We start from the raw sequence: 25,689 nt of genomic DNA, 5'->3' as shown, positions 1-25,689 counted from the left end.
CAAGGTGGAGTATAGTAGGAGGCATATGTTCATTAAGCAACCAATTCATAAGGAGATCACTATGCAAGGTGATTTCAGCTTTAAAAAACTCGCATTGTATTTTGGGTTATCTGCCGTATTGTTGCTGGGTATTTTTCCGTTGAGTACTTATCCTGCACACTTTTCTTACAGCGCTGCTGTGGTATTGCTTACCCTGATCTTGTGGATCACCGGATTTGTACCGCCATTTATGGCTGGCCTAATTTTTTTCGTATTCAGTACGATTTTTCATTTGCTCGATCCGCAGCTACTTTTTTCTGGATTCGGCTCAACAGCCGTATGGCTGATCATCTCTGGTTTTGTGATTGGCAGTGCGATTTCCGTTTCAGGGTTGAGCCAACGTCTCGCTTCGTCTATAGCACCGGTTCTGACGACCAGCTACCCAAAATTAATTGCGGGTTTAGTTGCCAGCGCGGCTTTGCTTGGGCTCGTGATGCCTTCATCCGTGGGCAGAGCGGTTATTTTAGTGCCAATTGGTATGGCGTTAGCCGATCAGGTAGGACTTAATCGAGGCAGTAACGGCCGAATTGGCGTTGCAACCGCGTTAGCCTTGTCCTGTAACATGCCAAGTTTTGCGGTATTGCCTTCTAACATACCTAATATGATTCTGACTGGGGCCAGTGAGCAGTTATTTAGCATCCGCTTTGGTTACACAGAATATCTGCTGTTGCATTTCCCGATTTTAGGTTTCATCAAATCCATTTTGATCGTGCTGCTAGTGTTGTGGATGTTTCCTGATCGTCTGAATAGTCAACCTCCTCTAGTAAAGGAAAAACGTGTTGATGATGTAGCGAAACAGCGAAAAGTAGCATTATTGCTTGGGATCACACTGCTATTTTGGGTGACGGATAGCCTACATGGTATCAACGCAGCTTGGATCGGTTTAGCAACGGCCATTATTTTACTCTTACCGAAATGGGGTGTTTTAGATGCGAAAAGTTTTAACAGTTCGGTAGATTTTGCCACTGTGATTTTTGTCGCTGCTGCACTTGGCTTGGGGACATTGGTCAATAATTCTGGGTTAGGGTCGGAGCTAGGTAAAGGGTTGAGTCAGTTTTTGCCAAATGATGCGAATTCTCCATTTCAAAGTTTTATGGCCTTGTCATGGATTGCGACCTTAACGGGCCTTGTGGCAACTGTGCCTGGTGTTCCTACCGTATTAACGCCAATGGCTGCGGATTTTGCGCAAGCCACCGGTTTTTCACTGTCCGCGGTGTTGATGACCCAAGTGATTGGCTTCTCAACGGTCATCTTTCCTTATCAGGTTGCTCCTTTGTTGGTGGCTATGCAACTTTCTCAAGAACCTTTAGCTAAGCTATTGAAGATTACCTTGCCATTGGCAGCGATCACATTATTAGTATTGATGCCACTCGATTATCTCTGGTGGCAATGGCTAGGTTGGATTGGTGCGTAGAGCCTCGCTCTTTCATAGAATTCGCCCCTCCAATGAGGGGCGAATTGTTTTATGGCTGGGTTTTATGGCTAAGGTTTAATGGGCAATCCCGCCTTGTGTGAGCTTTTTCGGGTCAAGCAGCGATTCAAGCGTGGCGCGATCGAGATCCGTCTCTTCATTTTTTACCCTTAGCACGTAATGTTTTGTCATCATTTCTCCGCTTTTAGATACACCTTTTCCCTCGGTTTGCTTTCTGAAAATTGATACAAATCAAATTTGGCAGTGCGGAGAAATGACTCTGCGCTGACTAAACCATTCCAGTATCCATGACGTAACAGTCAATAACGATGGAAAGTGTTGAAGACACCATCACTGGTTTGTTTCATTGTTTGAGGAAAAGAGATGTTAGATACCCTCATGTTGTCGCGGATCCAGTTCGCCGCCAATATCAGTTTTCACATATTGTTCCCCACTATCACCATTGCCCTTGGCTGGATGCTGGTGTTTTTCAAATGGCGTTATATTCGAACGCAGACCGAGCAGTGGCTCGATCTCTACTATTTCTGGGTAAAAGTGTTTGCGCTGACTTTTGCTCTTGGGGTGGTGTCGGGCATTACCATGAGTTTTCAATTTGGCACTAACTGGCCGGGCTTTATGGAACGGGTGGGCAATGTGGCTGGTCCCTTACTTGGCTATGAAGTGATGACCGCCTTCTTTATGGAGGCGACATTTCTTGGCGTGATGCTGTTTGGCCGAGGGCGAGTACCGGAATGGTTGCACACTTTATCGACTGTGCTCGTGGCCGTGGGCACAAGTTTATCCGCGTTTTGGATTCTGGTGCTCAACAGTTGGATGCACACTCCAGCCGGTTATGAAGTGATTGATGGCGTGGTACATGTCACCAGTTGGAAGGAGGTGATTTTTAACCCCTCGATGCCATATCGCTTAGCGCATACTTTGCTGGCATCGGCATTGACGGCAAGTTTTTTGATTGCCGGGATCAGTGCTTATCAAGTGTTGCGTAACGCCAAACATCAAGCCGCCAAAATGGGTTTAAAAGTGGCTGTGAGTGTGGCTGCGTTAGCGATTCCCGTGCAGATCTTGGTGGGGGATTTACACGGCCTCAACACCTTAGAACATCAACCCGCGAAAATCGCGGCGATGGAGGGGGTATGGCAGACCGAGCGCGGCGCACCGCTACTGCTGTTTGCTCTGCCAAATGAACAGACTCGCAGCAATGATTTTGCTCTTGGTATTCCACATCTGGCCAGCTTGATTTTAACCCACGATATGAACGGGGAAATTGTTGGACTTGATGCCTTCGCGCCAGATCATCCCCCCGTTGCACCACTGTTCTTTGGGTTTCGGGTCATGGTGGGAGTAGGGGTATTGATGCTGCTGGTCAGTTGGTTTGGCGCTTGGCGTTTATGGCGTAATAAACCGCTGCCCAAACCCTATATGTACGCCTTAATCGGCATGACCTTTTCGGGTTGGGTGGCCACGATAGCGGGCTGGTATGTCACGGAAATTGGTCGCCAACCTTGGTTGGTGAGTGGCGTATTGCGTACCGCTGAAGCCGTGACCACTGTGGCCAGTCGCTCGGTTGGGATCTCGCTGACCCTTTATCTCATTACTTATGTTGTGTTGTTGGTCGCTTATGTTCACACCCTGTTTTACCTTGCGCGTAAAACCGGACAAGCACCGCAGGTTTCACCAAGCTCTACAAAGGCCGCGCTATGATGCAGTATTTGCCAGAAATTTATTTGTTGTTGTTGGGTTTCACCGTATTTATGTACGCGGTGTTGGACGGTTATGACTTGGGCGTGGGCATTTTACTGCCGCGTAATGATGTGGCGCAGCGCGATCGAATGATTGCCTCGATTGGCCCATTTTGGGATGCCAATGAAACTTGGTTAGTGTTGGCGGTCGGTATCTTGCTGATTGCCTTTCCTACGGCACATAGCTTGATATTTACTGAGCTTTATCTGCCGACTGCGTTGATGCTGATTGCGCTTATCATGCGTGGAGTCGCGTTTGATTTTCGGGCAAAAGCCAAAGCCGACCACAAAGATTATTGGGATCTGTGCTTTAAAATCGGCTCTCTGCTGGCCGCGCTTACTCAAGGCTATATGATTGGCCGTTATGTCGTCGGGTTTGAATCTGCGCCCGAAGCTTATGCTTTTGCGGCGCTGAGTGCGCTCTGTGTGGCCGCCGCCTATGTGTATATTGGTGGTGCTTGGTTGGTGCTCAAAACCGAAGGAGAGCTGCAAGTGCGTGCCGCCCGCTGGTCGCGTAAAGCGGGATGGCTGGCCGCGTTAGGGGTGCTGTCGGTGAGTTTGGTCAATCCATGGGTGAATTCTGCAGTCGCAGAACGTTGGTTTAGTTTTCCTGAGGTGATCCTGCTTGCGCCGATCCCTATTATCGTTTTTGCCACGATTTTAGTGGTGGATCGCTATCTCAAACGCGTACCGACGGTGAATGATGCGGGTGTGCAATGGCCTTTCTTTGGTGTGGTGCTGATTTTTGGATTGAGTTTTCTCGGGCTCGCGTACAGCTTCTTTCCTGAGATCGTCCCCGGACTCATGACTGCGCAGCAGGCGGCGTCTTCCCCTGATACCTTGATGGTGGTGGGGATTGGTGTGGTGATCGTCATGCCGACCATCTTGCTGTACACCTTTTTTGTGTATCGGATTTTCAAAGGCAAAGCGACCGATCTGAGTTATCTGTGACCCCCTTTATGATTTTTGAACCCAAACAAACGGCGCTTGATGCGCCGTTTGTTTTATGACCTCAATATTGAGTGATTAAGTGGTGGGCTCATCGCTGACGACTTGCCCATCTCTAATGGTCACAATTCGCTTAGTGCGTTTGGCCAGCTCGTTATCATGAGTGACGACGATAATGGTACGACCTTCGCGGTGCAATTCATTGAACAGTGCTTCAATTTCGGCTCCGGATTTTGAATCCAGCGCACCAGTTGGCTCGTCGGCTAGCAGAATTTGCGGCTGATTGATCAGCGCTCGCGCAATCGCAACGCGCTGCTTTTGCCCGCCTGACAACTGATTGGGTTTGTGATCTAAGCGATCCGCAAGGCCAACTCGGGTCAAGAGTTCCGTGGCGCGTCGGCGACGTTCTTTAGCTTTCACTCCCGCATACACCAAAGGTAGGGCGACGTTATCCAGCGCGCTGGCGTATTCCAATAGGTTGAAGCTTTGGAACACAAAACCAATTTTTTGATTGCGGATCGCAGCTAGTTGCTGGGTGCTTAAGCTATCGACGGGATGTCCGTCCAGTTGATAGTGTCCCGCGGTGGGTTTATCCAAGCAGCCCAGTACGTTCATCAGGGTTGATTTGCCCGAACCCGATGGGCCGAGAATTGCCAAGAATTCACCGTGGCGAATGGTTAAGTCAACGCCATCAAGCGCTTTAACCACGTTTTGCCCACTGGTGTAATGTTTACAAATTTGCTGTAGCTCCACCAAGGGAGCGGAAGATAACGACTTCATTATTCACTCTGTAATGCTTGTAACGGTGTCACTTTCGCCGCATGGTTAGCAGGCAACCATGCGGCAACAATGCCCATGACGGTAAGGGTGACAATCACTATCGCAATGACGCTGAGCGACAGTTCCGGAATTGGTTGGCCTAAGTGGTCATAAATTGGGTTACCCTGTAAAGGGATGGCGGCGAGTAGACGAGTCATCGCCAATGTGACACCTAAGCCTGCGATTCCTCCCATGCCCATCGTGATCAGTGATTGAGCCAAATAGTGGCAGCGAATGGTATTGGGCGTTGCCCCCACCGCCATGCGTACACCAATATCGCGGGTTGCTCGTTTCACGGTAGCAAACATCACATTGGTAATGCCTAAACTCGCTACGGCCAAAGTAATAAACCCAATAATGCCGAGGAAGCTTTGCAAGCGCAGTAGAAACTGCTGCATGCTTTTTTGATTCAAGAAACGGTCTTGTACCGTGATAATTTGTTCATCTTGTAAACTCGCACCATATTTGCGTTTTAACACTTGCTGTACCGTGGCTGCCAACGCTTGACGGTCACTGCCCACCGTCGGTTCAAGGTTAATTCCGCTGATCGCTTGGTTGGGGTGAAAACGCTGCCAAGTGCTGAAAGGCGTAAAGCCGCTGTAATCAATGGGTGAGCCTTGCTCAATATTGCCGCTGTTTTTTGCCAACACGCCAATTACGGTAAATTGATGCACACCAATTTTAACGATTTGCCCAATTGGATCTTGTTCTAATTCTCCACCACGAAACCAATCGCCCTCTTGTTGGTTAAACAGCTGTACCGCGAGCTGATAACCGAGTACGACGACTTTTCTTTGTTGAGATTCATCCAATGGATTAAACCAACGCCCGCCGGGTAACAAGCGCAGTTTATTCATCGCCTGATACTCACTTTTGACCGAGTAAGGCATCATCCATGAACGCTTATCTGCAAACGTGATCAGCTCTTGCCACTCGGCCGAAGGAAGCGCGCGTTTGACCATAGGCAGAGCGGCCAAGACTTGACTATCTTGCTCGGTGAGAGAAATCGCTTGTCCCTCATGAAAACGCCCATAAGTTTGAGTCGCTAAGCCGCCACTGACATAAATAAGATTGCCATTGCCATTTTGAATGGTGCGCACAATTCCATTGCGAAGCCCTTCACCGACGGCCAGTAAACCCGCAATACACAGGGTTGACCAAGCCACCGCTAAAATGGTGAGGCCCAAGCGCAATTTTTCTGCCGCCATTTCTTGCATAATTTGTCTTATCGGTAACATATGGCTTAGCTCCGACTACTGAGAGCGACCACTGGCTCTAGTTGCGCGGCTCGTTGTGCTGGGAAATAGGCTGCCGCAAGTGCTAAAACACCGGTTACAGTGAGTGATAACGCTAAGGTTGTCACCGTGATTGTTGGTTCACCAAGCCATGTTGGTAATCCAATGTATTTCAGTAAGGCCACTCCGAGATAGGCAAACAATAAACCCAGACCGGTACCAAAAATAACCAGTAACAATCCTTCGAGCAGAAATTGCCGTTGGATTTTTTGTGGTGTTGCCCCAATCGCGAGTCGCACACCGATCTCTCTGGTGCGTTCGGTCACTGCCAGAAACATCATATTGGCGACCCCTAAGATGCCGACAGCCATCGTCATCATGCCACTGGCGGCTAGAAAGGCTTGGATACCACGTAAAATCGCGGTAATCACCTCGACTCCGCTACCAAAGTCAGGAAGGAAGACGGCTTCTTGGTCAGTTGGGGAGAAATGTAACCGTTTAGCAAAGATCATTCTGAGCTGCTCACGTAAAGCCCAGCCGGACACGCCTTCGCTTGGTAGCACCAACATCATGTTGGGTTGCTGATCCCAAATATCTTTAAACGTTGCAGAAGGAATGAATACCTTGTTGCTGTCACCAAATGAAAAACGGCTGCTTTCATCATCCATAATGCCGATCACTCGGAATGTAATGCCGCGAATCTTCACCCAGTCCCCGATCTTCATTTGACTATTGGCCGCAATTTGGTCACCCAGAATCGCGACTCGGCGGTGATTGTGATTGTCGTAGGGGCTGAAATCTCGTGACCCGACAGTCAGTTTTAAACCGGCCAGTTCAAAATATCCGCTATCGACACCGCTGACCATACTGCCCATTGGTGTCCCTCGCAGCTGGGTGATCTTGGTCTCTCGCTGGTCATATACAATCGAATAACGTTGAACTTCTGGGCGCTGTGCCATTTCTCGCATCAGGGGTTCGGTCAGTTGAATGGTTCTGCGTGCAGGCATCCCTTGCCACACCTCACTGGTTTGCCCTGAAGCCACCATTTGTGTTTCTTGCAACAGAAAACGAAACGATTCAGTTTGAGCACGATAAAAACCTTCACCCAGTGCCATCAACAGGATGACAGAAACCACGCCCCAACTGATGGCAGTGATCGCCAAAAGACTTTTAAGGCGATGGGCGAGCAGGGTTTGCCATGATTGCTGTAACAAAATGCGCATTAGCGAAACGCTCCTGAAAGCTGCGCGATGGCATTATCGTTCAACTGACCTGTTAATTTGAGTAGCTCAATACGTTGACGCCAGTAGGCATACCAGCGACTGGCCAGATTATGCTTGGCACGAAACAGGCTATTATGCGCATCAATTAAATCAGAAGCCTCGGCTAAACCGGCATCAAACAGTTTCTGTTTGCTGCGTAACACTTGTTCTCGGTGTGTCACTTGCTGATCGGCCATTGCAATTTGTTGCCACTCGATCTCGATTTGTTGCACCTGCTGACGCAGATTTTGATCCAGTTCGATTTCCACTTTGCGTTGTTGCTGTTGTGCCATCAGCCAGTTGAGGTGAGATTTTTCGTTATCGCTGCGTGTTGCCCCATTTAAGTCAAGGGGGATTGAGAGTGTTACGCCGGCATTAAATTCGCCCGTTTGTTGATCGCCATCTTGATAGCCGGCAGAAGCTCGTAACGTAGGGTAGTAGCCGCTTTCGCTCTGCTGCTTGGCAATTTGGCTGATTGCTACTTTTTGCATAGCAATCAGGAGGTCGGGGCTGTGATCTTTGGCGGCGGTTAGCCAATGATCGAGCTCTTGATCAAATGTCCACGTTGGCGTTTGGGTGTGTGTGTTGACTTCACTCACTTGTGGCGCCGAAGCATTAATCAAAATCGCAAGCAGGCTACGCTTGGTTTCCAGTTGCGCTTGAGCATTTAAAATGGTGGATTCTTCATCAAGCTGATTAACGCGCAGCTCTTCCAGCTCGACAGATTTGATTTTTCCCGCGAGATAACGTTGCTCAGCAATGGCCAAGAGCTGTTTACCGTCGGCTTGTTTCTGTTGGGCAAGCGTCAAATTACCTTGGGCTTCGGCCAACTCAAAGTAAGCGGTGAGAAGTTGATGGGCGAGTTGGTTATAGGCTTGGTTGCGTTCAAGCTGGGCTAAAACCCAGCTCGCGTCTGCTTTATCTAACGCGCTCCATTTTCGGCTGTCCCACAAGGTTTGTTCAAGTGTTGCGCCATAGTTGTTGGAACCGTTGTTATTCTCTGACCAGTTTACCCCTGCAGTACCGGACAGCGAGGGCAAGAGTTCACTTTTCGCTAAATGCTGATCTTGCACACTAAGCTGCACGGAGAGTTCAGCAATTCGCGCATCGGGTGATTGTTGTTTGGCTTGCTGCCAGGCTTGTTCGATAGACAATGCCCATACCGCATGTGGAACAAAAAAACTGCCCAATAACCAAGCGGTGAGAAAGCGTTTATTCATGCAGGCCTCCCAGCATGCTGTTATCCACAACACTTTCTTGTTCGGTAACCCCCTCTAAAATTTCAACCTGTACTCCGTCAGACAAACCTAGCTTGACCGGATGAGCGGTGTAGCCTTGTGCTGAGTTATCGGCAATCAACACCATGGGCGAATCCGCTTCAAACTTGAGCGCCCGCTCCGGTAAGGTGAGTACATTATCAGCCTGCTGCAAGGTAATTTGAGCGTTGGCAGAAAAACCAGAACGTAACGTGATGCTCTCGGGGATCTGCAGTTGAGCTATTTCAACCTCAAAACCGTTATCAAAACTTTTGTTCTCTTTGTTTTCTGGATTATTTAAGCGTTCAGATTGGATGGCGACTTTACGGACCTGACCTTGAATCGATTGTTCAGGATAAGGCGCAACCTTGATGGTGGCGGGCATGCCAACATTGAGCTGAGCGGCATCATGCTCACTGACGCTACCTTTGAACACGATATTTTTCATATCCGCTAGTTGCATCATTTCCGTTGCGGCTTGGCTTGATTCAGTGGAGATGATGGGCTCTCCGACTTCGACTTTGATATTTAAAATCGTGCCACTGATGGGGGCGTAAAGGGTAGAGGAAAGTTTTGCTTGCCCAATCGATGCTTCACCGCTGCGAATTAATTCCAAATTCTGGCGTTTTTGCTGCACTTCGGCTTTCTTAGCTTTGACATCGGCTTTCGCACGAACGTAATCATCATAGTTGGCAGGAATAATCTGCTGTTTGACTAAACGCTCAAGGTTGTCTAAGCGTTGTAAATCTGATTCTAAATTGGCCTCACTTTGCATGAGTTCGGTAGAGGCATCGGTTAACGCTTGTGGCGTTGGGTTGGGGCGTACTTTGATCAGCGGTTGTCCTTGTTCAACGTGCTGACCTTCGTGCACGTAAATTTCTCCGACAATGCCGTTAATTTGTGATTTTATCGCGACCGCATGCGAAGGCACGATCTGACCTACGGCGACAGCTTGCTTTTCGATTGTGCCACGGCTGACACTGAGCGTTGGCAACGGTGATGACGTTTCAGGAGAATAAGCCAAAGTGTAATACCCCCCAGCAAGCCCAACACCAATCAAGGTTGCCAGAAGTGTCCAACGTTTTGTCATAAGAAAACTCATTTATTTTATCAATTAATTACAGACTGAAATCAGACTTGGAATGATATGGAAAGTTCAAAAAAACGTTGTTTTTTACTTAACACCTTCATTCTTCCATCATCAAATTCGCAGATACGCTTTAGCAAAAATCGAACAAAGCGCTCGCGAAATTTAGAGTATTTACACTTATTTATCATGATTATGTTGTGATTGATGATTAATTCACCGTGATAATTAACTTAATATTCATGCCAATATTTATTTTACCTTTCAAAATATTTTCATAATCGTGATTTTCTTCATTATCTATGAATGTTATCGCTATGGAACGTTCCCACTTGAGATCTTCATCACTTAAAACATAAAAAAAGTGAATGTATTATGCGCATCGCTTGTGGTGAGTCTTATGGATGAGTGCAGTGGTCACCATAACGTGTTTGTTTGAGCATCATAAAAGATTGTTCAAAAAATCAATGGAATACCTATAAAAATCAATGACAAAATGTCAACGGAGACAATAATGAAAAATACCTACAAATTAGCGCTTGCTTCTCTTTTGGTTTCTGCAGCACTTAATGCACAAGCTGGCATCACGACAGAAAATGAACTGGGTAAGTTCAGTGTGAGTGGTGATGTTGAGTTTGATATCGACTTCACCGACAAAAACAAGACTGACAAGCAAGAGTTTAAACAGGGTGGACGTGTATTAGTGCAGTTTGCTGCTGAACATAACGTATCGGGGGATCGTTATATTGGTATGCAAGCTCAACCTCTACTGAAAACGAATGGCGATGTAGACCTAGATGATGCTTGGTTCGCGATGGGTAAAAAAGCAGATTGGCAACTCAAGGTTGGGCGCTTTGAAGCGTTTGACCTGTTTCCAGTCGGCCAAGATACTATGTTAGCTTATGCGGGTACTGAACCTTACCGTGCCAATGCAGCGCGTGGCCGCGGCGATAATGGCCAACTGGCTTTCTCTAAACAGCTTGGTAATGTTTACCTCGAAGCGTCTTCACTATTTAAAAATGAGTCAGCGGCAGATCAAAACGCAGTATTCTTGCGCCCAGTTATTGCTTTCCAAGCCACTGAATCCTTCCGTATCGCGGGTGGTGTAGAAGCTAACGTAACTGCAGACAAAAAAGATGCGGCTAATGACTTTATCGGCTACGGCGTAACTGCCAACTATTCTGCCGATGCGTTAAGCCTAAACCTCAACTACGCATTCCGTGATTTTGATACTGCTGAGACGAAAGAAGACAGCACGATTGGCGCTAACTTGCTGTTCAACGGTTTTGGTTTGGGGCACATCTATTCACAAAACGAGCTAGGTAGTGCGAAAGAAAAGCAAAACACAACCTATGCTTCTTATGAGATTGCTAATGTATGGGATGTGGATGCGCTTAATCTTTACCTAGGTACTTACTACTCAAAAGTGAGCGATACAGAAGACAAAGATCTTGGTCTCCGTCTACGTATTAAGTACTTCTTTTAATTAGCTTTATCCATGCCTTTTATTTGGCCCGCATATTTTTGCGGGCTTTTTTTGTATTAAAAAAAGGCTGCCACTCGGCAGCCTTGAAAGGGGGGAAAGATGGATTAGATCAGATCAAATCGATCGGCGTTCATTACTTTCGTCCATGCGGCAACAAAGTCTTTCACGAATTTTTCCTTGTTGTCGTCCTGTGCGTACACTTCGGCATAAGCACGTAGGATGGAGTTAGAACCAAACACCAGATCAACACGAGTGGCTGTCCACTTCACTTTGCCGCTCTTACGTTCAACAATCTCGTAAGAGTTGCGACCCGTAGGTTTCCAGGTGTAGTTCATGTCGGTCAGGTTAACGAAGAAATCGTTGGTCAACGCACCTACGCGGTCAGTAAACACACCGTGTTGGCTGCCACCGTAGTTAGTGCCGATCACACGCAGTCCGCCAATTAACACCGTCATTTCTGGAGCGGTGAGGCGCAGCAGTTGCGCTTTGTCGAGCAACATTTCTTCCGGTGTAACCACATAATGCTTTTTCTGCCAGTTACGGAAACCGTCGGCGAGAGGTTCAAGCACGTCAAACGACTCAATATCGGTTTGTTCCTGTGTGGCATCGCCACGTCCCGGTGCAAAAGGCACGGTCACATTCACGCCCGCCGCTTTGGCCGCTTGTTCAACACCTACGTTACCTGCCAGAACAATCGTATCAGCAATGCTGATGCCGAATTCAGCAGCAATTTTCTCTAATACCGCCAGCACTTTGCCAAGGCGCATAGGTTCGTTGCCTTCCCAATCTTTTTGTGGAGCGAGGCGAATACGCGCCCCGTTGGCGCCACCACGTTTATCAGAACCACGGTAAGTGCGAGCACTATCCCAAGCGGTGCTGACCATTTCACTGATGCTTAGGCCGCTCGCCGCAATTTTTGCTTTGACCGCATTCACATCATAATCTTTACGACCTGCTGGAACAGGGTCTTGCCAGATCAGCTCTTCTGCCGGAACATCTGGGCCAAAGTAGCGCGCTTTCGGTCCCATATCGCGGTGAGTCAGCTTAAACCAAGCTCGCGCAAACACTTCTGAGAAGTAAGCGGGATCTTTGTAGAAGCGCTCTGAAATCTTGCGATATTCAGGATCCACTTTCAGAGCCATATCGGCATCGGTCATCATTGGGTTGTAGCGAATACTTGGGTCTTCCACATCAACCGGTTTGTCTTCCTCTTTGATGTTGACAGGTTCCCATTGCCATGCGCCCGCAGGGCTCTTAGTGAGCTGCCATTCATAAGTGAACAGTAGGTAGAAGAAACCGTTATCCCATTTGGTCGGGTGAGTGGTCCACGCACCTTCAATACCACTGGTGACGGTGTTTCGACCAACACCACGGCTGGTATGATTATTCCAACCCAAGCCTTGTTCGTGCAGTTCAGCGCCTTCAGGATCAGGGCCAAGGTTGGCAGCGTTACCATTACCGTGCGCTTTACCCACCGTATGACCGCCCGCTGTTAGTGCTACTGTCTCTTCATCATTCATCGCCATGCGAGCGAAGGTGACACGCATGTCGTGCGCGGTTTTGAGTGGATCTGGGTTTCCATCCACACCTTCTGGGTTGACGTAAATTAGCCCCATCATTACAGCTGCGAGTGGATTTTCAAGATCGCGCTGGCCGGAGTAGCGGCTATTTTCACCGCCAGATTTGGCAAGCCACTCTTTTTCAGAACCCCAGTAAGTGTCTTTTTCTGGATGCCAGATGTCTTCGCGGCCAAAGGCAAAACCAAAGGTTTTGAGGCCCATCGATTCATAAGCCATGTTCCCCGCGAGGATGATCAAATCCGCCCAGCTGATTTTGTTACCGTACTTTTGTTTGATAGGCCACAGCAAACGGCGTGCTTTATCTAAGTTGGCGTTATCGGGCCATGAGTTCAGTGGGGCAAAACGTTGGTTACCGGTACCGCCGCCGCCACGACCATCGGCAATACGGTAGGTACCCGCAGAGTGCCATGCCATACGAATCATCAAACCGCCGTAATGTCCCCAGTCGGCTGGCCACCACTCTTGGCTGTTGGTCATTAACGCTTTCAGATCGCGCTTTAGCGCTTCAACATCAAGCTTTTTCAGCTCTTCGCGATAATTAAAATCAGCACCAAGTGGATTGGTTTTGCTGTCATGCTGATGAAGGATGTCGAGGTTTAGCGCTTTCGGCCACCAATCCATATTAGAGATGCCTGCCGAAGTTGCACCACCGTGCATCACAGGACATTGGCCACTAGAACCTGTTTTATGGTTATCCATTATATTGCTCCTTGCCTAATTGTATGATCACTCGAAAAGTGAAATCAGCTTGTATTCGAATGAGTTGAGATACTGTGTTGACGTTTAGAGTCTAGTCAGAGAATTCTGTCGAGACCAATTAGAATTGCCGATACTTGTGATAGGTAACATTGACCATGGTCATATTGCGGATATTTCATATTGTAACCGGTTTCAGAAACCGGTTACATTGTAAAAATGTTTAAGTTATAGTGTCAGAAGTTTGAACTGGCTAAAAATGAATTGCCAATTTTGTGAGAGAGGTCATCAATGAGTAAGTCTATTTTTCCTAACGATTTTTTGTGGGGTGGTGCAGTAGCGGCGCATCAAGTGGAAGGCGGTTGGGATCAAGGTGGTAAAGGCGTGAGCATTGTTGATGTGTTGACTCGCGGTGCGCATGAAGTACCACGCCGTATTACCGATGGGGTTATGGAAGGCGAATTTTACCCAAACCATCAAGCGGTCGATTTCTATCACCACTACAAAGAAGATATCGCGCTGTTTGCTGAAATGGGCTTCAAATGTTTTCGTACTTCAATCGCTTGGACACGGATTTTCCCGAATGGCGATGAAGCGCAGCCCAATGAGGCAGGCTTACAGTTTTATGATGATTTGTTTGATGAGCTTTTAAAGCACAATATTGAACCCGTCATTACGTTGTCACATTTTGAAATGCCGTTGCATCTGGTAAAGCAGTATGGCAGTTGGCTCAAGCGCGACTTGATTGATCACTTCACCAAATTTGCGCAAGTGGTGATGACCCGTTACCAGCATAAGGTGAAATATTGGATCACCTTTAATGAAATCAATAACCAACGCAACTGGAAGCTGCCGATCTTTGGTTATTGCAACTCAGGTATGCTTTACGCTGAGCAAGACCACCCAGAACAAGCCATGTACCAAGTGCTACATCACCAATTTATTGCCAGCGCATTAGTGGTGAAACTGGGGCACGAAATCAATCCGGATTTTAAAATTGGCAGCATGATCCATATGATGCCGCTGTATCCTGCCACCTCACGTCCGGAAGATGTGTTGTTGGCACAAGAGTTGATGCGTGAGAAATATCTGTTCAGTGATGTACAGGTTCGTGGCTATTACCCCAGTTATCTGCGTAAAGAGTGGCAACGCAAGGGTATTGAAGTCGTGATGCAAGATGGTGATGAGCAGATCCTACGCCAAGGGTGCGCGGATTATCTCGCCATCAGCTACTACATGACCAACATTGTCTCTGCAGCGCCAGAACAAGAGGGCGAAACCACCTCTTTGTTTGAAACCAGCCGCTTAAACCCGTATCTTCCTGCGTCTGATTGGGGATGGCAGATTGATCCACAAGGTTTACGTTATGCGCTTTCTGAGCTGTATGAGCGTTACCAAAAGCCGATTTTTGTGGTAGAAAATGGCCTCGGCGCGCTGGACACCGTGGAAGCGGATGGTTCAATCAACGATGATTACCGAATTCGCTACCTCTCTGAGCATATTGCTGCGGTCAAACAAGCGATCAACTACGATGGTGTTGAAGTGATGGGTTACACTCCTTGGGGTTGTATCGACTGTGTCTCTTTCACCACCGGCGAGTACAAAAAACGCTACGGCTTTATCTATGTGGATAAACACGATGATGGCAGTGGCACCATGGCGCGTTCTAAGAAAAAAAGTTTTTACTGGTATCAACAAGTGATCGCCAGTAACGGTGAAAAGCTTTAAATCGTGTCGGCGGCCTTTGGGTCGCCGCTTAATTTTTGCGGATTCAGTTTGAAGGATTGTTGATGGCAACCATAAATGATGTGTGCAAATTGGCAGGTGTCTCCAAAGCCACAGTATCTCGGGTACTGAATGAAACGGGCCAAGTCAAAGCACAAACGCGTGAAGTCGTACTTGCCGCCATGCAGCAGCTCGGTTATCAGCCCAACAGTTTGGCGCAGGCGCTCGCCACCAATACCACAAACTCAATTGGCTTGGTGCTGCCGCATTTTGAGAGCAGCTATTTTGGTTCCATCTTGTTTGAAGCCGAACAAGGCGCGCAGCAAGCTGGAAAAAAACTGTTGGTTGTGAACAGCAAAAACAGTGAGCAAGGTGAGAAAGAAGCCGTTGCTACATTGGCGGCGCAGCGTTGTGATGCCATTTTGCTGTACAGTCGTCATTTGAGTGAAGTGCAATTGCTTGAATTACAACAGCAATATTCGCCACCGTTGGTGATCCTCAATCGCCGTTTACATCATCCGCAATTACACAGTTTTGGCCTCGACCAAACGCAAATTGCTCAGTTAGCGATGCAGCATTTATTGAATTTAGGGCATCGTGACATCGCGTGTATTACCTCACCACTGGTGAGCGAGACAGGCAAAATTCGCTATCAGGTCTATCAACAGGCTTTACATGAGCAAGGTATTGAACCCGATCTCGCGTGGACCGTGGAGGGGGATAACACACTGCTTGGCGGTTATCAGGCAATGCAACAACTGCTGCAACAACGCATTTCCATGACGGCGGTTTTTGCCTGTAACGATGATATGGCGCTCGGCGCAATGCGTGCCATGCATGAACATGGCATTCATGTACCCAAGCAAGTTTCCTTAATCGGGATTGATAATGAACCCGCGGCCGCTTTTGCTATCCCGAGTTTATCTAGCGTGAGTCTGCCGATCGGCGAGTTAACTCAGCAAGCAATCAGTTTGGCCATTGAGATTGCCAATAAAAAACCACAAGATGCACAGCATCGCCTTTATCAGGGATGTTTAATCGCCCGCGAATCAACGTTATCGCTCAATCTATAAATAAAACCGCAGGGGATAATGAAAACTGCGGGAGCAGAGGGCGATTTTGTTTTTCATCTTGGTTATCCTGCACCTCGATATGGAAGGGGTAAGAGGCGGAATGCTCTTACCGAATAACAGAAAAAGAGAACACCATGACGATACATCGTATTAACCCAGGCACTCGTTGGTCTGACATCACCGTGTTTAATGGCATTGCCCATTTTGTTGAAGTCGCCGATAGTGACACGTCAGCTGACATGCAAGGCCAAGTTGAGCAAGTTCTAGCGCAAGCTGAGCGCCAATTGGTAAAAATTGGCAGCGATCGTTCGCGTATTTTATCGGTGACGATTTATGTCACCAACTTTGCCGATCTCCCAGTGCTTAACCAAATTTGGGATGCGTGGTTCCCTGAAGGTTGCGCACCAAGCCGCGCTTGCGTGAAAGCGGAACTGGCTGACCCAGATTACCGTGTGGAAATGGCTTTTGTCGCCGCCGCAGGCGAGCAGTACCAATAAGGAATTTTTGATGTTTATTGGCAATATGGCGCAGCGCCAGTTTTGCGCTGCACTGTCACCTAAATTGCAACATCTAATTGATGAAGTATTACAGCGTGTAGCAACATCGCTACCGACGGGTAAGCACGAATTGCAAGGTGATTCTGCGTTTTTCCTGGTGATGGATGATCACACTCAACCATTAGCTTTGCGCCGTAGCGAGTGTCATGCGCGTTATTTGGATGTGCAAATTTTACTGCAAGGGCGTGAGCGTTTTGGTTATAGCCTAGCGCCGTTTAAGGGATTGGATGAAGACTTGCTGGCCACGCGCGATTTGGCGTTCAGTGCGCAGTTAGCCGAAGAACGGTTTGTCGATCTGGTGGCGGGGGATTTCATTGTGTTTTACCCCGGTCAACCGCATCGTCCACTGATTGCCGTAGAAGGCGAAGGTGAGCCGGTACGTAAAGTGGTGATCAAGGTCGATAAAGCACTATTTGAATAGATAGTGTTGAGACAAAAGGCATTGATAAAAAACGCCCATTTAAAATGGGCGTTTTGCTTTTTAATCACTTTACAACCAGTGGTGTGGTCAATATCACTTGATAAAACGTTCTGGGAAATCGGAGAAAATCGCATCGACTTTGTCGAGATAACGGAATTTATCCACTTGATTGAGGGTGTAACACCAAATCTGATAACCCCCATTTTTTAAATCACGGATGTGTTTTTCCGTGATCCAGCGGTAGTTGAGGTTGCAGCTAAACGCATTCACTTCTTTGAGCACTTGGCGATCACGTTGAGTTAAACGTTCACTCAAAATCCCCAATTTGTAGCCTGGGCAGTGTTGGTGCAGTTGCAAAATAATGTCGTGGCTAAAGCTCGACAGTAAGATTTTGTCGGCCACCAGTGGGCTTTGATCTAGCTGTTCTTTTAAGTTCTGTACGACACTGGCTACATCGTGCTTGTCGACTTTAACTTCGATATTCAGCCCTAAATCGTGCTCTGCCGCAAGCTCAAGCAACTCTTCCAGTGTCATGATCGGTTCACCCGCGAAGCGGGGATCAAACCAAGCACCGAAATCAAGCTGTTTCAGTTCGGCGAGTGTGTACTCATCAATGCGACCTTTGCCATTACTGCAACGGTCAATCGTATGGTCGTGACACACAACCAACACATTGTCTTTGGTCGGTTGTACGTCTACTTCAACCCAAGATAAACCAAGGTTGATAGCCGCTTGTACACTGACACGGGTATTTTCTGGATACGTTCCAGCCACCCCACGGTGGCCGACGATGATTGAAGGCATCATGCTTCCTTAGTGAGAACCACACTCAAATCACGATTCAATAAGTTCGACGTGGTGCAAAAGAGACAACTGCTGAAAAGTAGACGTGTGCTGATCGACAAAGAGCCTATGCATTTCAGACAGTTCACCACTGACCACGGGAGCATAACGCTCTAATTTACTTTTGTCTGCAACTAACCAACACTGTTCGCTATGTTCTATGATCGCGCGGGTTAAATTGGCTTCTTCTGGCGTAAAATCAAGCAATTGACCACGAGAATTGAGCCCGCCCACACCAAAAATCCCGACCTTGATGTTAAAGCTGCGGTAAAAGCGGGTTGTGGCTTCGCCGACGGTATCTTCATCGGAATGGCGAACTAGCCCGCCGGCGAGGTGCAAATTGATATTGGGGTTGCGGCTTAAGGTTAGTGCGGCATTGAGGTTGTTGGTCACCACCGTCAAACCGGGATGATCGAGCAGTGCTTGCGCCACCTGTTTCGGGGTCGTACCGATACCCAGAAAGATACTGCATCCTTCTGGTAATTCTTGCGCCACTCTCTGCGCAATGCGCTGCTTGGCGGTAAGGTTAATCAGATCGCGATTACTGAACGATAAATTGTCATTTGGACTGGGCAGTGAAATGCCGCCATGCACGCGTCGCACCATGCCCTTATCGCTCAGATCATTCATGTCTTTGCGAATGGTTTGTACCGACACCTCAAAGCGCTCGGAAAGTAGGGCGCTAGAAAGCACCCCGTGGGTCTGTTGCAAATATTCCAAGATTTGCTTTTGGCGGGTGGATAATAAAGTCACAGGTTTCCTTACGGTTGACGAATGTTATTGCTGACGAGTGCTAGCGACTTTGCCGCTCTGTGTACAAGAACGGTGTGACTGGACAAAGCGTTTACCTTGTTGATCAAAAAGATGCAGATGCTCAAGGGCAACCCAGATCGGCAGAGTTTGATGTGTATCGAGCGGAATCTCGGCAGTGACCGCGATGAAATCTTGCTCGCTTTCTAAACCGATAATTTTGCCATGCACCAGCTGGTTCGGGCCAAGTGGCTCAACCACTTGAATATCCATTTTTAACTCAATCGCGTTGGATAATGGCTGCAATGATGCGTGTTCAGGGCGAATGCCTAACGTGATGTTTTGGGAACTTATGGCGTCAAACTGTGGCAAGTCACAGTACTTGCCAGCGATGTGTAATCGACCTTGCTTGATGCAAGCAGGGAGGAAATTCATGGCAGGGCTGCCGATAAAGCTCGCGACAAAGGTACTGGCTGGCTGATGGTACACTTCGGCGGGCGTGCCGACTTGCTCAATTTCTCCTTGTTTGACCACCACAATGCGGTCAGCAAGTGTCATCGCTTCCACCTGATCATGGGTTACATACACACTCGTCACACCAAGTTCACGCTGTAGTTTTTTGATTTCTAAGCGCATGTGCGCGCGCAGCGCCGCATCCAAATTCGAGAGAGGTTCATCAAACAAAAACAGTTGCGGATCGCGCACAATCGCTCGTCCCATTGCCACGCGCTGGCGTTGTCCGCCGGAAAGTTTGGCTGGTTTTCGGTCTAAGTATTCTTCAATCTTGAGAGTTTTTGCGACCTTAGCAATTTTCGCTGCGATGGTTTGTTTATCCACACCACGATTTTTAAGGCCGTAGGCGAGGTTATCGTAGACACTCATATGCGGATAGAGCGCATAGTTTTGGAACACCATAGCGATGTCGCGATTGGCCGGTTTTTCGTTATCGACGCGGCGTCCCGCGAGATGAATTTCGCCGGAAGTAATGCTCTCTAAACCCGCGATGGAGCGCAGAATGGAGGATTTCCCGCAGCCCGATGGACCGACCAACACGATAAATTCTCCTTGATGAATCGACAGATCCACGCCTTTCACCGCTTGATGGCCGTTATCGTAGGTTTTGACCAGTTGTTTGATGTCTAACATAACAGGCTCCGCGTGTTTGACGCTGCGTAGCAGATGAATATTGGAGTTCTGATTACTTTTCACTTTCGACTAATCCTTTTACAAACCAACGTTGGAAAATCACCACCACCAAAACGGGGGGCAGCATGGCGAGGATCACCATGGCAAATGCGTAGTCATAACGCGGCAAGCTGGTTTCATTGATGTTATTGAGAATCTGTTTTATGCCCATCACTATGGTGTTGTACTGCTCATCCGTGGTCATCATGATCGGCCACAGGTACTGGTTCCAACCCACCACAAACATGATGATGAAAATTGCGGCCATCATGGTTTTCGAGAGGGGAAACAAGATATCGATAAAAAAGCGCACCGGTCCTGCGTTATCCAGTTGTGCCGCTTCTAAGAGTTCATCCGGTATGGTTTTGAAAAACTGGCGGAAGAAGAAGGTCGCGGTAGCGGAGGCAATCAATGGCAGCACTAAGCCGGTGTAGCTATTGAGCATGCCTAAATTGGACACCACTTCGTACGAGGGAATAATCCGCACTTCGAGCGGCAGCAGTAAGGTAATGAAAATCAACCAGAACCACGCGCTGGCATAAGGCAAGCGGAAATAGACCAAGGCATAGGCCGCCATCATCGAAATCACGATTTTGCCAATCGCAAAACCCAAGCCCATGATCATCGAGTTAACGATCATGGTTTGCGCGGTGACATTACCGGCAAAACCGAGGCTTTTATTCCATGCTTCTTGATAAACTGCGCTGAGGTTATCGCCAAGAGTCCATTGCAAACCTTCCGAGACAATGGTGTTTGGCTGATGGGTTGAGCTTGCGAAAATCAGCCACAGCGGCACTAGCATAAACAGTGCGCCAGCGATAAGGATCAAATGATCGGAGAGTCGATTACTTTTCATCGTAACTCCTTAGTAATGAACACGTTTTTCAACAAAACGGAACTGCAACCAAGTCAGCGCCAGCACCAACACGAGTAACACCACCGATTGCGCCGAGCTGCCGCCAAGGTCTGCACCAACAAAACCATCGCGATACACCTTGTACACCAGTGAGGTGGTACTGCCTCCCGGGCCGCCATTGGTCATGGTATCGATAACCCCGAAGGTGTCAAAAAAGGCGTAAGTGAGGTTAATCACCAACAGGAAAAATCCAGTCGGTGCGAGCAGCGGAAAGGTGATGCTCCAAAAGCGTTTGCTGTCGCTTTGGCAATCGAGCAGTGCCGCTTCGCGAACGGCGTAGGAAATCGACTGCAAACCCGCCAGAAAATAGAGGAAGTTGACCGATACCTGCTTCCAGACTGAGACCAAAATCAGCGCAATCGTGGCATCCACAGGGTCGGTCTGAAAGCTAAATTGCCAGCCGATGTATTGGAAAAAGTCGGACAGGACACCAATGTGCGGATTAAACAGAAAACCGCCAATGATGCCCGCGACGGCCGGCGCGACGGCATACACCCACGTTAGCGTGACGCGATACGAACCTTGGCCATGAATGATGTTGTCGGCTTTTACCGCGAGTAACAGCGCAAGCGCCAGCGAAAGAAAAGAGACAATCACCGAAAACAGCAGAGTAAAGCCCAGTGAGTCAAGATAGTCGGTTGAGCTAAACAGTACCTGATAGTTTTCAAACCAAACAAAAGTCGAGGAGAGCCCCCAAGGATCTTCCAACATAAAAGAGAGATAAATCGCTTGTGCGGCAGGATAAATAAAGAACACTGCGATGATCACGATTTGCGGCGCAAGCAGCAAATAGGGCAGCGGAGTGTGAGCGAAATGTTGTCGACGTTGCACAGATAAACTCAAAATTGACGTAAGAGAAGATAAGCCGCCATCTTTCGAATGGCGGCCATTGAGGCTATTGCACAGTACGTGCGAAGCGATCCAGCAGCTTGGCGCTTTCGTTTTCCACTTTGTTCAAGCTGCTCTCTACTGTTGAGCGGCCTGCAAAAATGTTATCGAATTCTCGGTGCATCACTTCACGCACTTGTGGGTAGTAACCGAGGCGATAGCCTTTGGTCCACTCGCCATCCGGCAGGCTAAGCTGTTTCACGCCCACTTCTGCATCCGGGTTTTCTTGGTAGTAGCCTGATTGTTTGGTGAGCTCGTAGGCCGCATTCGTCACCGGCACGTAACCAGTGGTTTTGTGCCAGTACATTTGCGTTTCAGGCTTGGTCAAATAAGCGAAGAATGCCGCTACGCCTTTGTCTTGCTCTTTGCTGTGGCCTTGTAGAGCAAACAGGGCAGCACCACCAATAAAGGTATGGGTTGGGTTTTTGGTGACCGATTCCCAGTAAGGCAGGTAAGTCGTGCCAAGATTGAATTTCACGCGGTTACGCAGACCGCCGAATGAACCAGAAGAGCCCATCCACATCGCCACTTCACCACGTTCGAATGGAGTTTGGTTGGCATCCCAATCACTGCCGTAATACTTGTAATAACCTTTATCCGACCACTCTTTGAGCTTTTTCACATGCATCAGCATGTCGTCAGAGTTAAACATGATTTTCGTCGAGAGATCTTGATAGCCATTTTGCTTATCAGAAAGCGGTAGGTTGTGGCGAGATTTGAAGTTCTCAAACATGATCCACGGCGTTAAGGATTGGGCAAATCCGGCTTGGCCTTTTTCAGCTAACTTAGCGGCAACTTGCTCTAGCTGTTCATAGGTTTGTGGGGCTTTTGCGTTAACGGATGCCAGCATATCTTTGTTGTAATACAGCACAGGTGTTGAGCTGTTGAATGGCATGCCAACCATTTTGCCTTTGTTGTCCGCATAAAAGTTACGCACACCGGCAATGTAATCTTGTGAAGTAAAAGGGTAGCCAGATTCAATCATCAGATCTTGCACCGGTTTCGCCACACCTTTTCCGCTCATAATGGTGGCTGCACCGGCATCAAACACTTGCAGAATGTTCGGCGCTTGGCCTGCACGAAACGCAGCAATGCCCGCGGTAAGCGTTTCGGTGTACGAACCTTTGTAAACCGGAGTGAGCTTATAATCGCTTTGTGAAGCATTAAACTCATTGGCGAGGTAATTGACGGTTTCACCCAATTGACCACCCATAGCATGCCACCATGTGATTTCTGTTGCCGCTAGGGTCGAAGTTGAAAATACGCCAGAAACCGTTGCGGTTAACAAGCCAGATAACCATACCTTATTCATTGATTCATTCCTTGTAAGTTTCGAACGAGACTGTTGGTGTTTCGTTGGAAGGTATAGTGGCGAGTAAAAGTTACAGTGCGGTGGCTAGTTAATGACAGAAAAATGAAAGATCTATCAAGGAATTATGTCATTAAGCAATCGTATGCGCCGATTTCAAAACTAGGGCGAATGCGTGCGTGTTGATTTTTTGTGCATGATTGGCAATTTATGTACTTGAAAGTACAAACAATCAATAAGCTGGTTGATAATGAGAGCGTTTCTCAATAGAATCCTCCTCATTCCTAAAAAGGCAAATCACACTCTATGAAAAGATGTCTCTCACTTCTTTGCGCCTCGGCACTTTTGCCCGCGCATGCCGCTTCGCTCGATCAAGCGCAAGCAATTCAAAACAGTACCAACCAAGCTTCTGCCCAAAGCCAACAAAAAATTGACCAAAGTGCAGAAAAAACCTTAGTGCTGCGCGCGGAAATTGAGCAATTGAATGAAGAAGTCAAAAACTTGCAAACTTATCGCAATCATTTGCAGTCTCTGGTTGCGAACCAAGAGCAAGAGATGAGCAGTCTTGAGCAGCAAACGGAAGAGATCAAACGTACTCGTCAAGGGATTGTGCCATTGATGTACGACATGATTGATGGACTTGAGGAGTGGGTAGCGCAGGATAAACCGATCCGTCTCACAGCCCGTCAAGAACGCATTGCCAAGCTCAAAGAACTTATGCCGCGTGCTGATGTCAGTGATGCTGAAAAATATCGCCGTATTCTTGAGGCATACCAAATCGAACTGGATTACGGTAACAAGCTGGGTACTTACCAAGCGAAAATTGCCTTGTCTTCCACACAGCAAGTAGAAGCCGAAGTGCTTTATTTAGGCCGTTTAGTGCTGTTGGCTCGCAGCCTTGATGGTGAACAATTCTGGAGTTGGGATGCAAAACAGCAATCATGGCAAGCACTGCCGGATGCGAACAAAAACGATCTCAATACCGCTTACCAACTGGCACAACAGCAAATTGCCCCGACACTGTTGAACTTGCCTGTATCTTTGACCGCAGCGGAGGCCAAATAATGAAGTGTAAACACTCCGCTTTGGCGTTGGCATTAACCCTGCCTTTAGCTCTGGGTTTCAGCTCTGCTTACGCAGTGGATGGCTTAGTGCAAAAAGCCAATCAAGATAAAGCGCAGCAACAGCAGCATAACCAGCAGCGAGAATCCGGTTTCGTGCAAACTGAACAAGAGCTGCAAGCTGCGAAAGCCGTTTTGCTCGCGGAACGCAACCGCCTGCAAAAAGAAGCGGATCAGCTATCGACCAAGTTCAGTGACAACGAAAATACACTCGCGCGCCTTGAAGAAACGTTGCGACTGGAAACGGGCAGCTTAGGTGAGATGTTTGGTGTAGTACGTCAAAACGCCAAAGAGCTGCAAAGTGAACTGGATCAATCGGTCACTGGTGTTGAGCCTCGTACTCATCAAAACAGTATTGATGAAGTGGTTGCAGCGAAGACCTTACCATCAATGGCTCAACTGCGCAGTTTGTGGCAAGCCATGAACGAAGAAATTCAAGCCAGTGGCCAAGTTAAACCAACGCAAATTGCTTGGCTAAACGGGCAGGGTGAAACGCAAACAGAGCCAGCGTTGCGTTTAGGCTCCTTCGGATTGGTCACTGAAAAAGGTTATGTGAAGTGGGATAACTCACGTCAACAAGCGGTGAGTTATCAACAACTGCCGTCAGATTTCCCAACCTTAAGTCGAATTCAATCCCTCATTCATGGTGACGTTGTCACCATGAATGTAGATCCTTCACGTGGCTTATTGCTAGAGCAGTTGGCTTTAACCCCATCACTCAGCCAGCGCCTACAAGCCGGTGGCGTGATTGGTAACGTGATCCTCGTATTACTGGGTGTGGGGCTGATTATCGCTCTGTACCGTGGCACAGTATTGGCCACCCTGCGTCAGAAGATTAAAGCACAGCTCAAAAATCCTGAGCAGCCGGGTGATAACCCACTGGGACGAATTTTGGCGGTTTACAACAAAGAGCAGCAACGCAGTGTGGAAGCGCTTGAACTGCGCTTGTTGGAAGCGGTGGTGGATGAGCAAAATCATCTTGAAACGGGTTTATCCATGTTGAAATTACTGGCCGCGCTGGCACCAATGCTCGGCCTGCTCGGCACAGTGACCGGGATGATTGAAACCTTCCAAGTGATCACTCAGTTTGGTAACGGCGACCCGAAAGTCATGGCGGGCGGCATTTCGATGGCCTTGGTGACAACCGTGGAAGGTTTGATTGCGGCGATTCCGCTCTTACTGGCGCACAATATTCTCAGCGCACAAGCCGAAGCGATTCGCAATATTCTGGAGAAACAAGGGATTGGACTGGTTGCTCAACAAGCAGAGCTTGACTGCTCCGCCCAATCAGTTCAACCACTTGTTAAACAAACCGCGTAAGG

22 protein-coding genes are annotated in these 25,689 nt (G+C 48.1%); 10 read left to right on the top strand and 12 right to left on the bottom strand.

Annotated features, from left to right (window positions below; all coding sequences use genetic code 11):
- The first annotated feature begins 61 nt into the window (after positions 1 to 61).
- The 3 genes from MKA69_RS11430 to MKA69_RS11420 all read left to right on the top strand — a co-directional run bounded on the left by MKA69_RS11430 (position 62) and on the right by MKA69_RS11420 (position 4,161).
- Entirely contained in the window at positions 62 to 1,453 is a 1,392-nt protein-coding gene (locus MKA69_RS11430) for an SLC13 family permease (RefSeq protein WP_305848082.1), read from the top strand.
- 381 nt (positions 1,454 to 1,834) lie between these two features.
- Positions 1,835 to 3,172, top strand: coding sequence for a cytochrome ubiquinol oxidase subunit I (locus MKA69_RS11425; RefSeq protein WP_055031326.1), 1,338 nt, complete (start codon positions 1,835 to 1,837; stop codon positions 3,170 to 3,172).
- Complete coding sequence (locus MKA69_RS11420; RefSeq protein ID WP_305848081.1) at positions 3,169 to 4,161, top strand: cytochrome d ubiquinol oxidase subunit II; 993 nt, start codon at positions 3,169 to 3,171, stop codon at positions 4,159 to 4,161. The genes MKA69_RS11425 and MKA69_RS11420 overlap by 4 nt, the downstream gene beginning before the upstream one ends.
- Before the next feature lie 75 nt (positions 4,162 to 4,236).
- Here the strand turns inward: MKA69_RS11420 and MKA69_RS11415 are convergent, their stop codons facing one another.
- Genes MKA69_RS11415 through MKA69_RS11395 form a run of 5 tightly spaced genes read right to left on the bottom strand, consistent with a single transcriptional unit; the run spans position 4,237 to position 9,820 of the window.
- Positions 4,237 to 4,938, bottom strand: coding sequence for an ABC transporter ATP-binding protein (locus MKA69_RS11415; RefSeq protein WP_055034580.1), 702 nt, complete (start codon positions 4,936 to 4,938; stop codon positions 4,237 to 4,239).
- Positions 4,938 to 6,215, bottom strand: coding sequence for an ABC transporter permease (locus MKA69_RS11410; protein ID WP_305848080.1), 1,278 nt, complete (start codon positions 6,213 to 6,215; stop codon positions 4,938 to 4,940). Before MKA69_RS11410 ends, MKA69_RS11415 begins: the two co-directional genes overlap by 1 nt.
- A gap of 5 nt (positions 6,216 to 6,220) precedes the next feature.
- Positions 6,221 to 7,435 (bottom strand): ABC transporter permease, encoded by a 1,215-nt coding sequence (locus MKA69_RS11405; protein ID WP_305848079.1) that lies wholly within the window; start codon positions 7,433 to 7,435, stop codon positions 6,221 to 6,223.
- Positions 7,435 to 8,694 carry a TolC family protein gene (locus MKA69_RS11400; protein ID WP_305848078.1) on the bottom strand — a complete coding sequence of 420 codons (1,260 nt, stop codon included), beginning with the start codon at positions 8,692 to 8,694 and terminating at the stop codon, positions 7,435 to 7,437. Before MKA69_RS11400 ends, MKA69_RS11405 begins: the two co-directional genes overlap by 1 nt.
- Entirely contained in the window at positions 8,687 to 9,820 is a 1,134-nt protein-coding gene (locus MKA69_RS11395) for an efflux RND transporter periplasmic adaptor subunit (protein ID WP_305848077.1), read from the bottom strand. Before MKA69_RS11395 ends, MKA69_RS11400 begins: the two co-directional genes overlap by 8 nt.
- Before the next feature lie 511 nt (positions 9,821 to 10,331).
- On the opposite strand from MKA69_RS11395, the gene MKA69_RS11390 reads away from it, so the two are divergent.
- The gene (locus MKA69_RS11390) at positions 10,332 to 11,303 is read left to right on the top strand and encodes a carbohydrate porin (protein WP_055034118.1); all 972 of its coding nucleotides are present in this window, start codon (positions 10,332 to 10,334) and stop codon (positions 11,301 to 11,303) included.
- Between the two features lie 104 nt (positions 11,304 to 11,407).
- Here MKA69_RS11390 and katG read toward each other — a convergent pair whose 3' ends face one another.
- Positions 11,408 to 13,582, bottom strand: coding sequence for a catalase/peroxidase HPI (gene katG, locus MKA69_RS11385; RefSeq protein WP_305848076.1), 2,175 nt, complete (start codon positions 13,580 to 13,582; stop codon positions 11,408 to 11,410).
- A 288-nt stretch (positions 13,583 to 13,870) separates the two neighbouring features.
- On the opposite strand from katG, the gene MKA69_RS11380 reads away from it, so the two are divergent.
- The 4 genes from MKA69_RS11380 (at position 13,871) to MKA69_RS11365 (ending at position 17,355) form a co-directional block, all read left to right on the top strand.
- Positions 13,871 to 15,307, top strand: a complete 1,437-nt coding sequence (locus tag MKA69_RS11380) for a 6-phospho-beta-glucosidase (RefSeq protein ID WP_305848075.1) — start codon at positions 13,871 to 13,873, stop codon at positions 15,305 to 15,307.
- A gap of 62 nt (positions 15,308 to 15,369) precedes the next feature.
- Positions 15,370 to 16,377: a LacI family DNA-binding transcriptional regulator gene (locus tag MKA69_RS11375; protein WP_055034575.1), complete on the top strand. Its 1,008-nt coding sequence runs from the start codon at positions 15,370 to 15,372 to the stop codon at positions 16,375 to 16,377.
- A gap of 182 nt (positions 16,378 to 16,559) precedes the next feature.
- Entirely contained in the window at positions 16,560 to 16,874 is a 315-nt protein-coding gene (locus tag MKA69_RS11370) for a RidA family protein (protein WP_320204223.1), read from the top strand.
- 10 nt (positions 16,875 to 16,884) lie between these two features.
- Positions 16,885 to 17,355: a YhcH/YjgK/YiaL family protein gene (locus MKA69_RS11365; protein ID WP_055064240.1), complete on the top strand. Its 471-nt coding sequence runs from the start codon at positions 16,885 to 16,887 to the stop codon at positions 17,353 to 17,355.
- A 93-nt stretch (positions 17,356 to 17,448) separates the two neighbouring features.
- Here MKA69_RS11365 and MKA69_RS11360 read toward each other — a convergent pair whose 3' ends face one another.
- The 6 genes from MKA69_RS11360 to MKA69_RS11335 form a co-directional block, all read right to left on the bottom strand.
- Positions 17,449 to 18,159, bottom strand: a complete 711-nt coding sequence (locus tag MKA69_RS11360; RefSeq protein WP_001139216.1) for a glycerophosphoryl diester phosphodiesterase — start codon at positions 18,157 to 18,159, stop codon at positions 17,449 to 17,451.
- Positions 18,160 to 18,189: 30 nt separating this feature from the next.
- Complete coding sequence (locus MKA69_RS11355) at positions 18,190 to 18,951, bottom strand: DeoR/GlpR family DNA-binding transcription regulator (protein WP_305848074.1); 762 nt, start codon at positions 18,949 to 18,951, stop codon at positions 18,190 to 18,192.
- 24 nt (positions 18,952 to 18,975) lie between these two features.
- On the bottom strand, positions 18,976 to 20,157 hold the full coding sequence (locus MKA69_RS11350) for a sn-glycerol-3-phosphate import ATP-binding protein UgpC (RefSeq protein ID WP_305848073.1): 1,182 nt from the start codon (positions 20,155 to 20,157) through the stop codon (positions 18,976 to 18,978).
- Positions 20,147 to 20,989, bottom strand: coding sequence for a sn-glycerol-3-phosphate ABC transporter permease UgpE (gene ugpE, locus MKA69_RS11345; protein WP_000841540.1), 843 nt, complete (start codon positions 20,987 to 20,989; stop codon positions 20,147 to 20,149). Before ugpE ends, MKA69_RS11350 begins: the two co-directional genes overlap by 11 nt.
- 9 nt (positions 20,990 to 20,998) lie before the next feature.
- The gene (locus MKA69_RS11340; RefSeq protein WP_001189750.1) at positions 20,999 to 21,880 is read right to left on the bottom strand and encodes an ABC transporter permease subunit; all 882 of its coding nucleotides are present in this window, start codon (positions 21,878 to 21,880) and stop codon (positions 20,999 to 21,001) included.
- Positions 21,881 to 21,944: 64 nt separating this feature from the next.
- Positions 21,945 to 23,249, bottom strand: a complete 1,305-nt coding sequence (locus MKA69_RS11335) for an extracellular solute-binding protein (protein WP_305848072.1) — start codon at positions 23,247 to 23,249, stop codon at positions 21,945 to 21,947.
- Between the two features lie 303 nt (positions 23,250 to 23,552).
- Between MKA69_RS11335 and MKA69_RS11330 the strand changes: the two genes are divergently transcribed.
- Together MKA69_RS11330 and MKA69_RS11325 are read left to right on the top strand one after the other, a co-directional pair.
- The gene (locus tag MKA69_RS11330; protein ID WP_305848071.1) at positions 23,553 to 24,311 is read left to right on the top strand and encodes a DUF3450 domain-containing protein; all 759 of its coding nucleotides are present in this window, start codon (positions 23,553 to 23,555) and stop codon (positions 24,309 to 24,311) included.
- Entirely contained in the window at positions 24,311 to 25,687 is a 1,377-nt protein-coding gene (locus MKA69_RS11325) for a MotA/TolQ/ExbB proton channel family protein (protein WP_305848070.1), read from the top strand. The genes MKA69_RS11330 and MKA69_RS11325 overlap by 1 nt, the downstream gene beginning before the upstream one ends.
- Positions 25,688 to 25,689: the final 2 nt, after the last annotated feature.

The organism is Vibrio sp. AH4, assembly GCF_030710545.1.
GTDB lineage: Bacteria > Pseudomonadota > Gammaproteobacteria > Enterobacterales > Vibrionaceae > Vibrio > Vibrio metoecus.
Note: the sequence above shows the minus strand (reverse complement) of the source record. Positions and strands in the feature narration are given on the sequence as shown.

Excerpts from the sequence above, each read along its gene's own strand:
- MKA69_RS11430 (WP_305848082.1), top strand. The coding sequence starts at position 62 with ATGCAAGGTGATTTCAGCTTTAAAAAACTCGCATTGTATTTTGGGTTA.
- MKA69_RS11425 (WP_055031326.1), top strand. The coding sequence starts at position 1,835 with ATGTTAGATACCCTCATGTTGTCGCGGATCCAGTTCGCCGCCAATATC.
- MKA69_RS11420 (WP_305848081.1), top strand. The coding sequence starts at position 3,169 with ATGATGCAGTATTTGCCAGAAATTTATTTGTTGTTGTTGGGTTTCACC.
- MKA69_RS11415 (WP_055034580.1), bottom strand. The coding sequence starts at position 4,938 with ATGAAGTCGTTATCTTCCGCTCCCTTGGTGGAGCTACAGCAAATTTGT.
- MKA69_RS11410 (WP_305848080.1), bottom strand. The coding sequence starts at position 6,215 with ATGTTACCGATAAGACAAATTATGCAAGAAATGGCGGCAGAAAAATTG.
- MKA69_RS11405 (WP_305848079.1), bottom strand. The coding sequence starts at position 7,435 with ATGCGCATTTTGTTACAGCAATCATGGCAAACCCTGCTCGCCCATCGC.
- MKA69_RS11400 (WP_305848078.1), bottom strand. The coding sequence starts at position 8,694 with ATGAATAAACGCTTTCTCACCGCTTGGTTATTGGGCAGTTTTTTTGTT.
- MKA69_RS11395 (WP_305848077.1), bottom strand. The coding sequence starts at position 9,820 with ATGACAAAACGTTGGACACTTCTGGCAACCTTGATTGGTGTTGGGCTT.
- MKA69_RS11390 (WP_055034118.1), top strand. The coding sequence starts at position 10,332 with ATGAAAAATACCTACAAATTAGCGCTTGCTTCTCTTTTGGTTTCTGCA.
- katG (WP_305848076.1), bottom strand. The coding sequence starts at position 13,582 with ATGGATAACCATAAAACAGGTTCTAGTGGCCAATGTCCTGTGATGCAC.
- MKA69_RS11380 (WP_305848075.1), top strand. The coding sequence starts at position 13,871 with ATGAGTAAGTCTATTTTTCCTAACGATTTTTTGTGGGGTGGTGCAGTA.
- MKA69_RS11375 (WP_055034575.1), top strand. The coding sequence starts at position 15,370 with ATGGCAACCATAAATGATGTGTGCAAATTGGCAGGTGTCTCCAAAGCC.
- MKA69_RS11365 (WP_055064240.1), top strand. The coding sequence starts at position 16,885 with ATGTTTATTGGCAATATGGCGCAGCGCCAGTTTTGCGCTGCACTGTCA.
- MKA69_RS11360 (WP_001139216.1), bottom strand. The coding sequence starts at position 18,159 with ATGCCTTCAATCATCGTCGGCCACCGTGGGGTGGCTGGAACGTATCCA.
- ugpE (WP_000841540.1), bottom strand. The coding sequence starts at position 20,989 with ATGAAAAGTAATCGACTCTCCGATCATTTGATCCTTATCGCTGGCGCA.
- MKA69_RS11335 (WP_305848072.1), bottom strand. The coding sequence starts at position 23,249 with ATGAATAAGGTATGGTTATCTGGCTTGTTAACCGCAACGGTTTCTGGC.
- MKA69_RS11330 (WP_305848071.1), top strand. The coding sequence starts at position 23,553 with ATGAAAAGATGTCTCTCACTTCTTTGCGCCTCGGCACTTTTGCCCGCG.
- MKA69_RS11325 (WP_305848070.1), top strand. The coding sequence starts at position 24,311 with ATGAAGTGTAAACACTCCGCTTTGGCGTTGGCATTAACCCTGCCTTTA.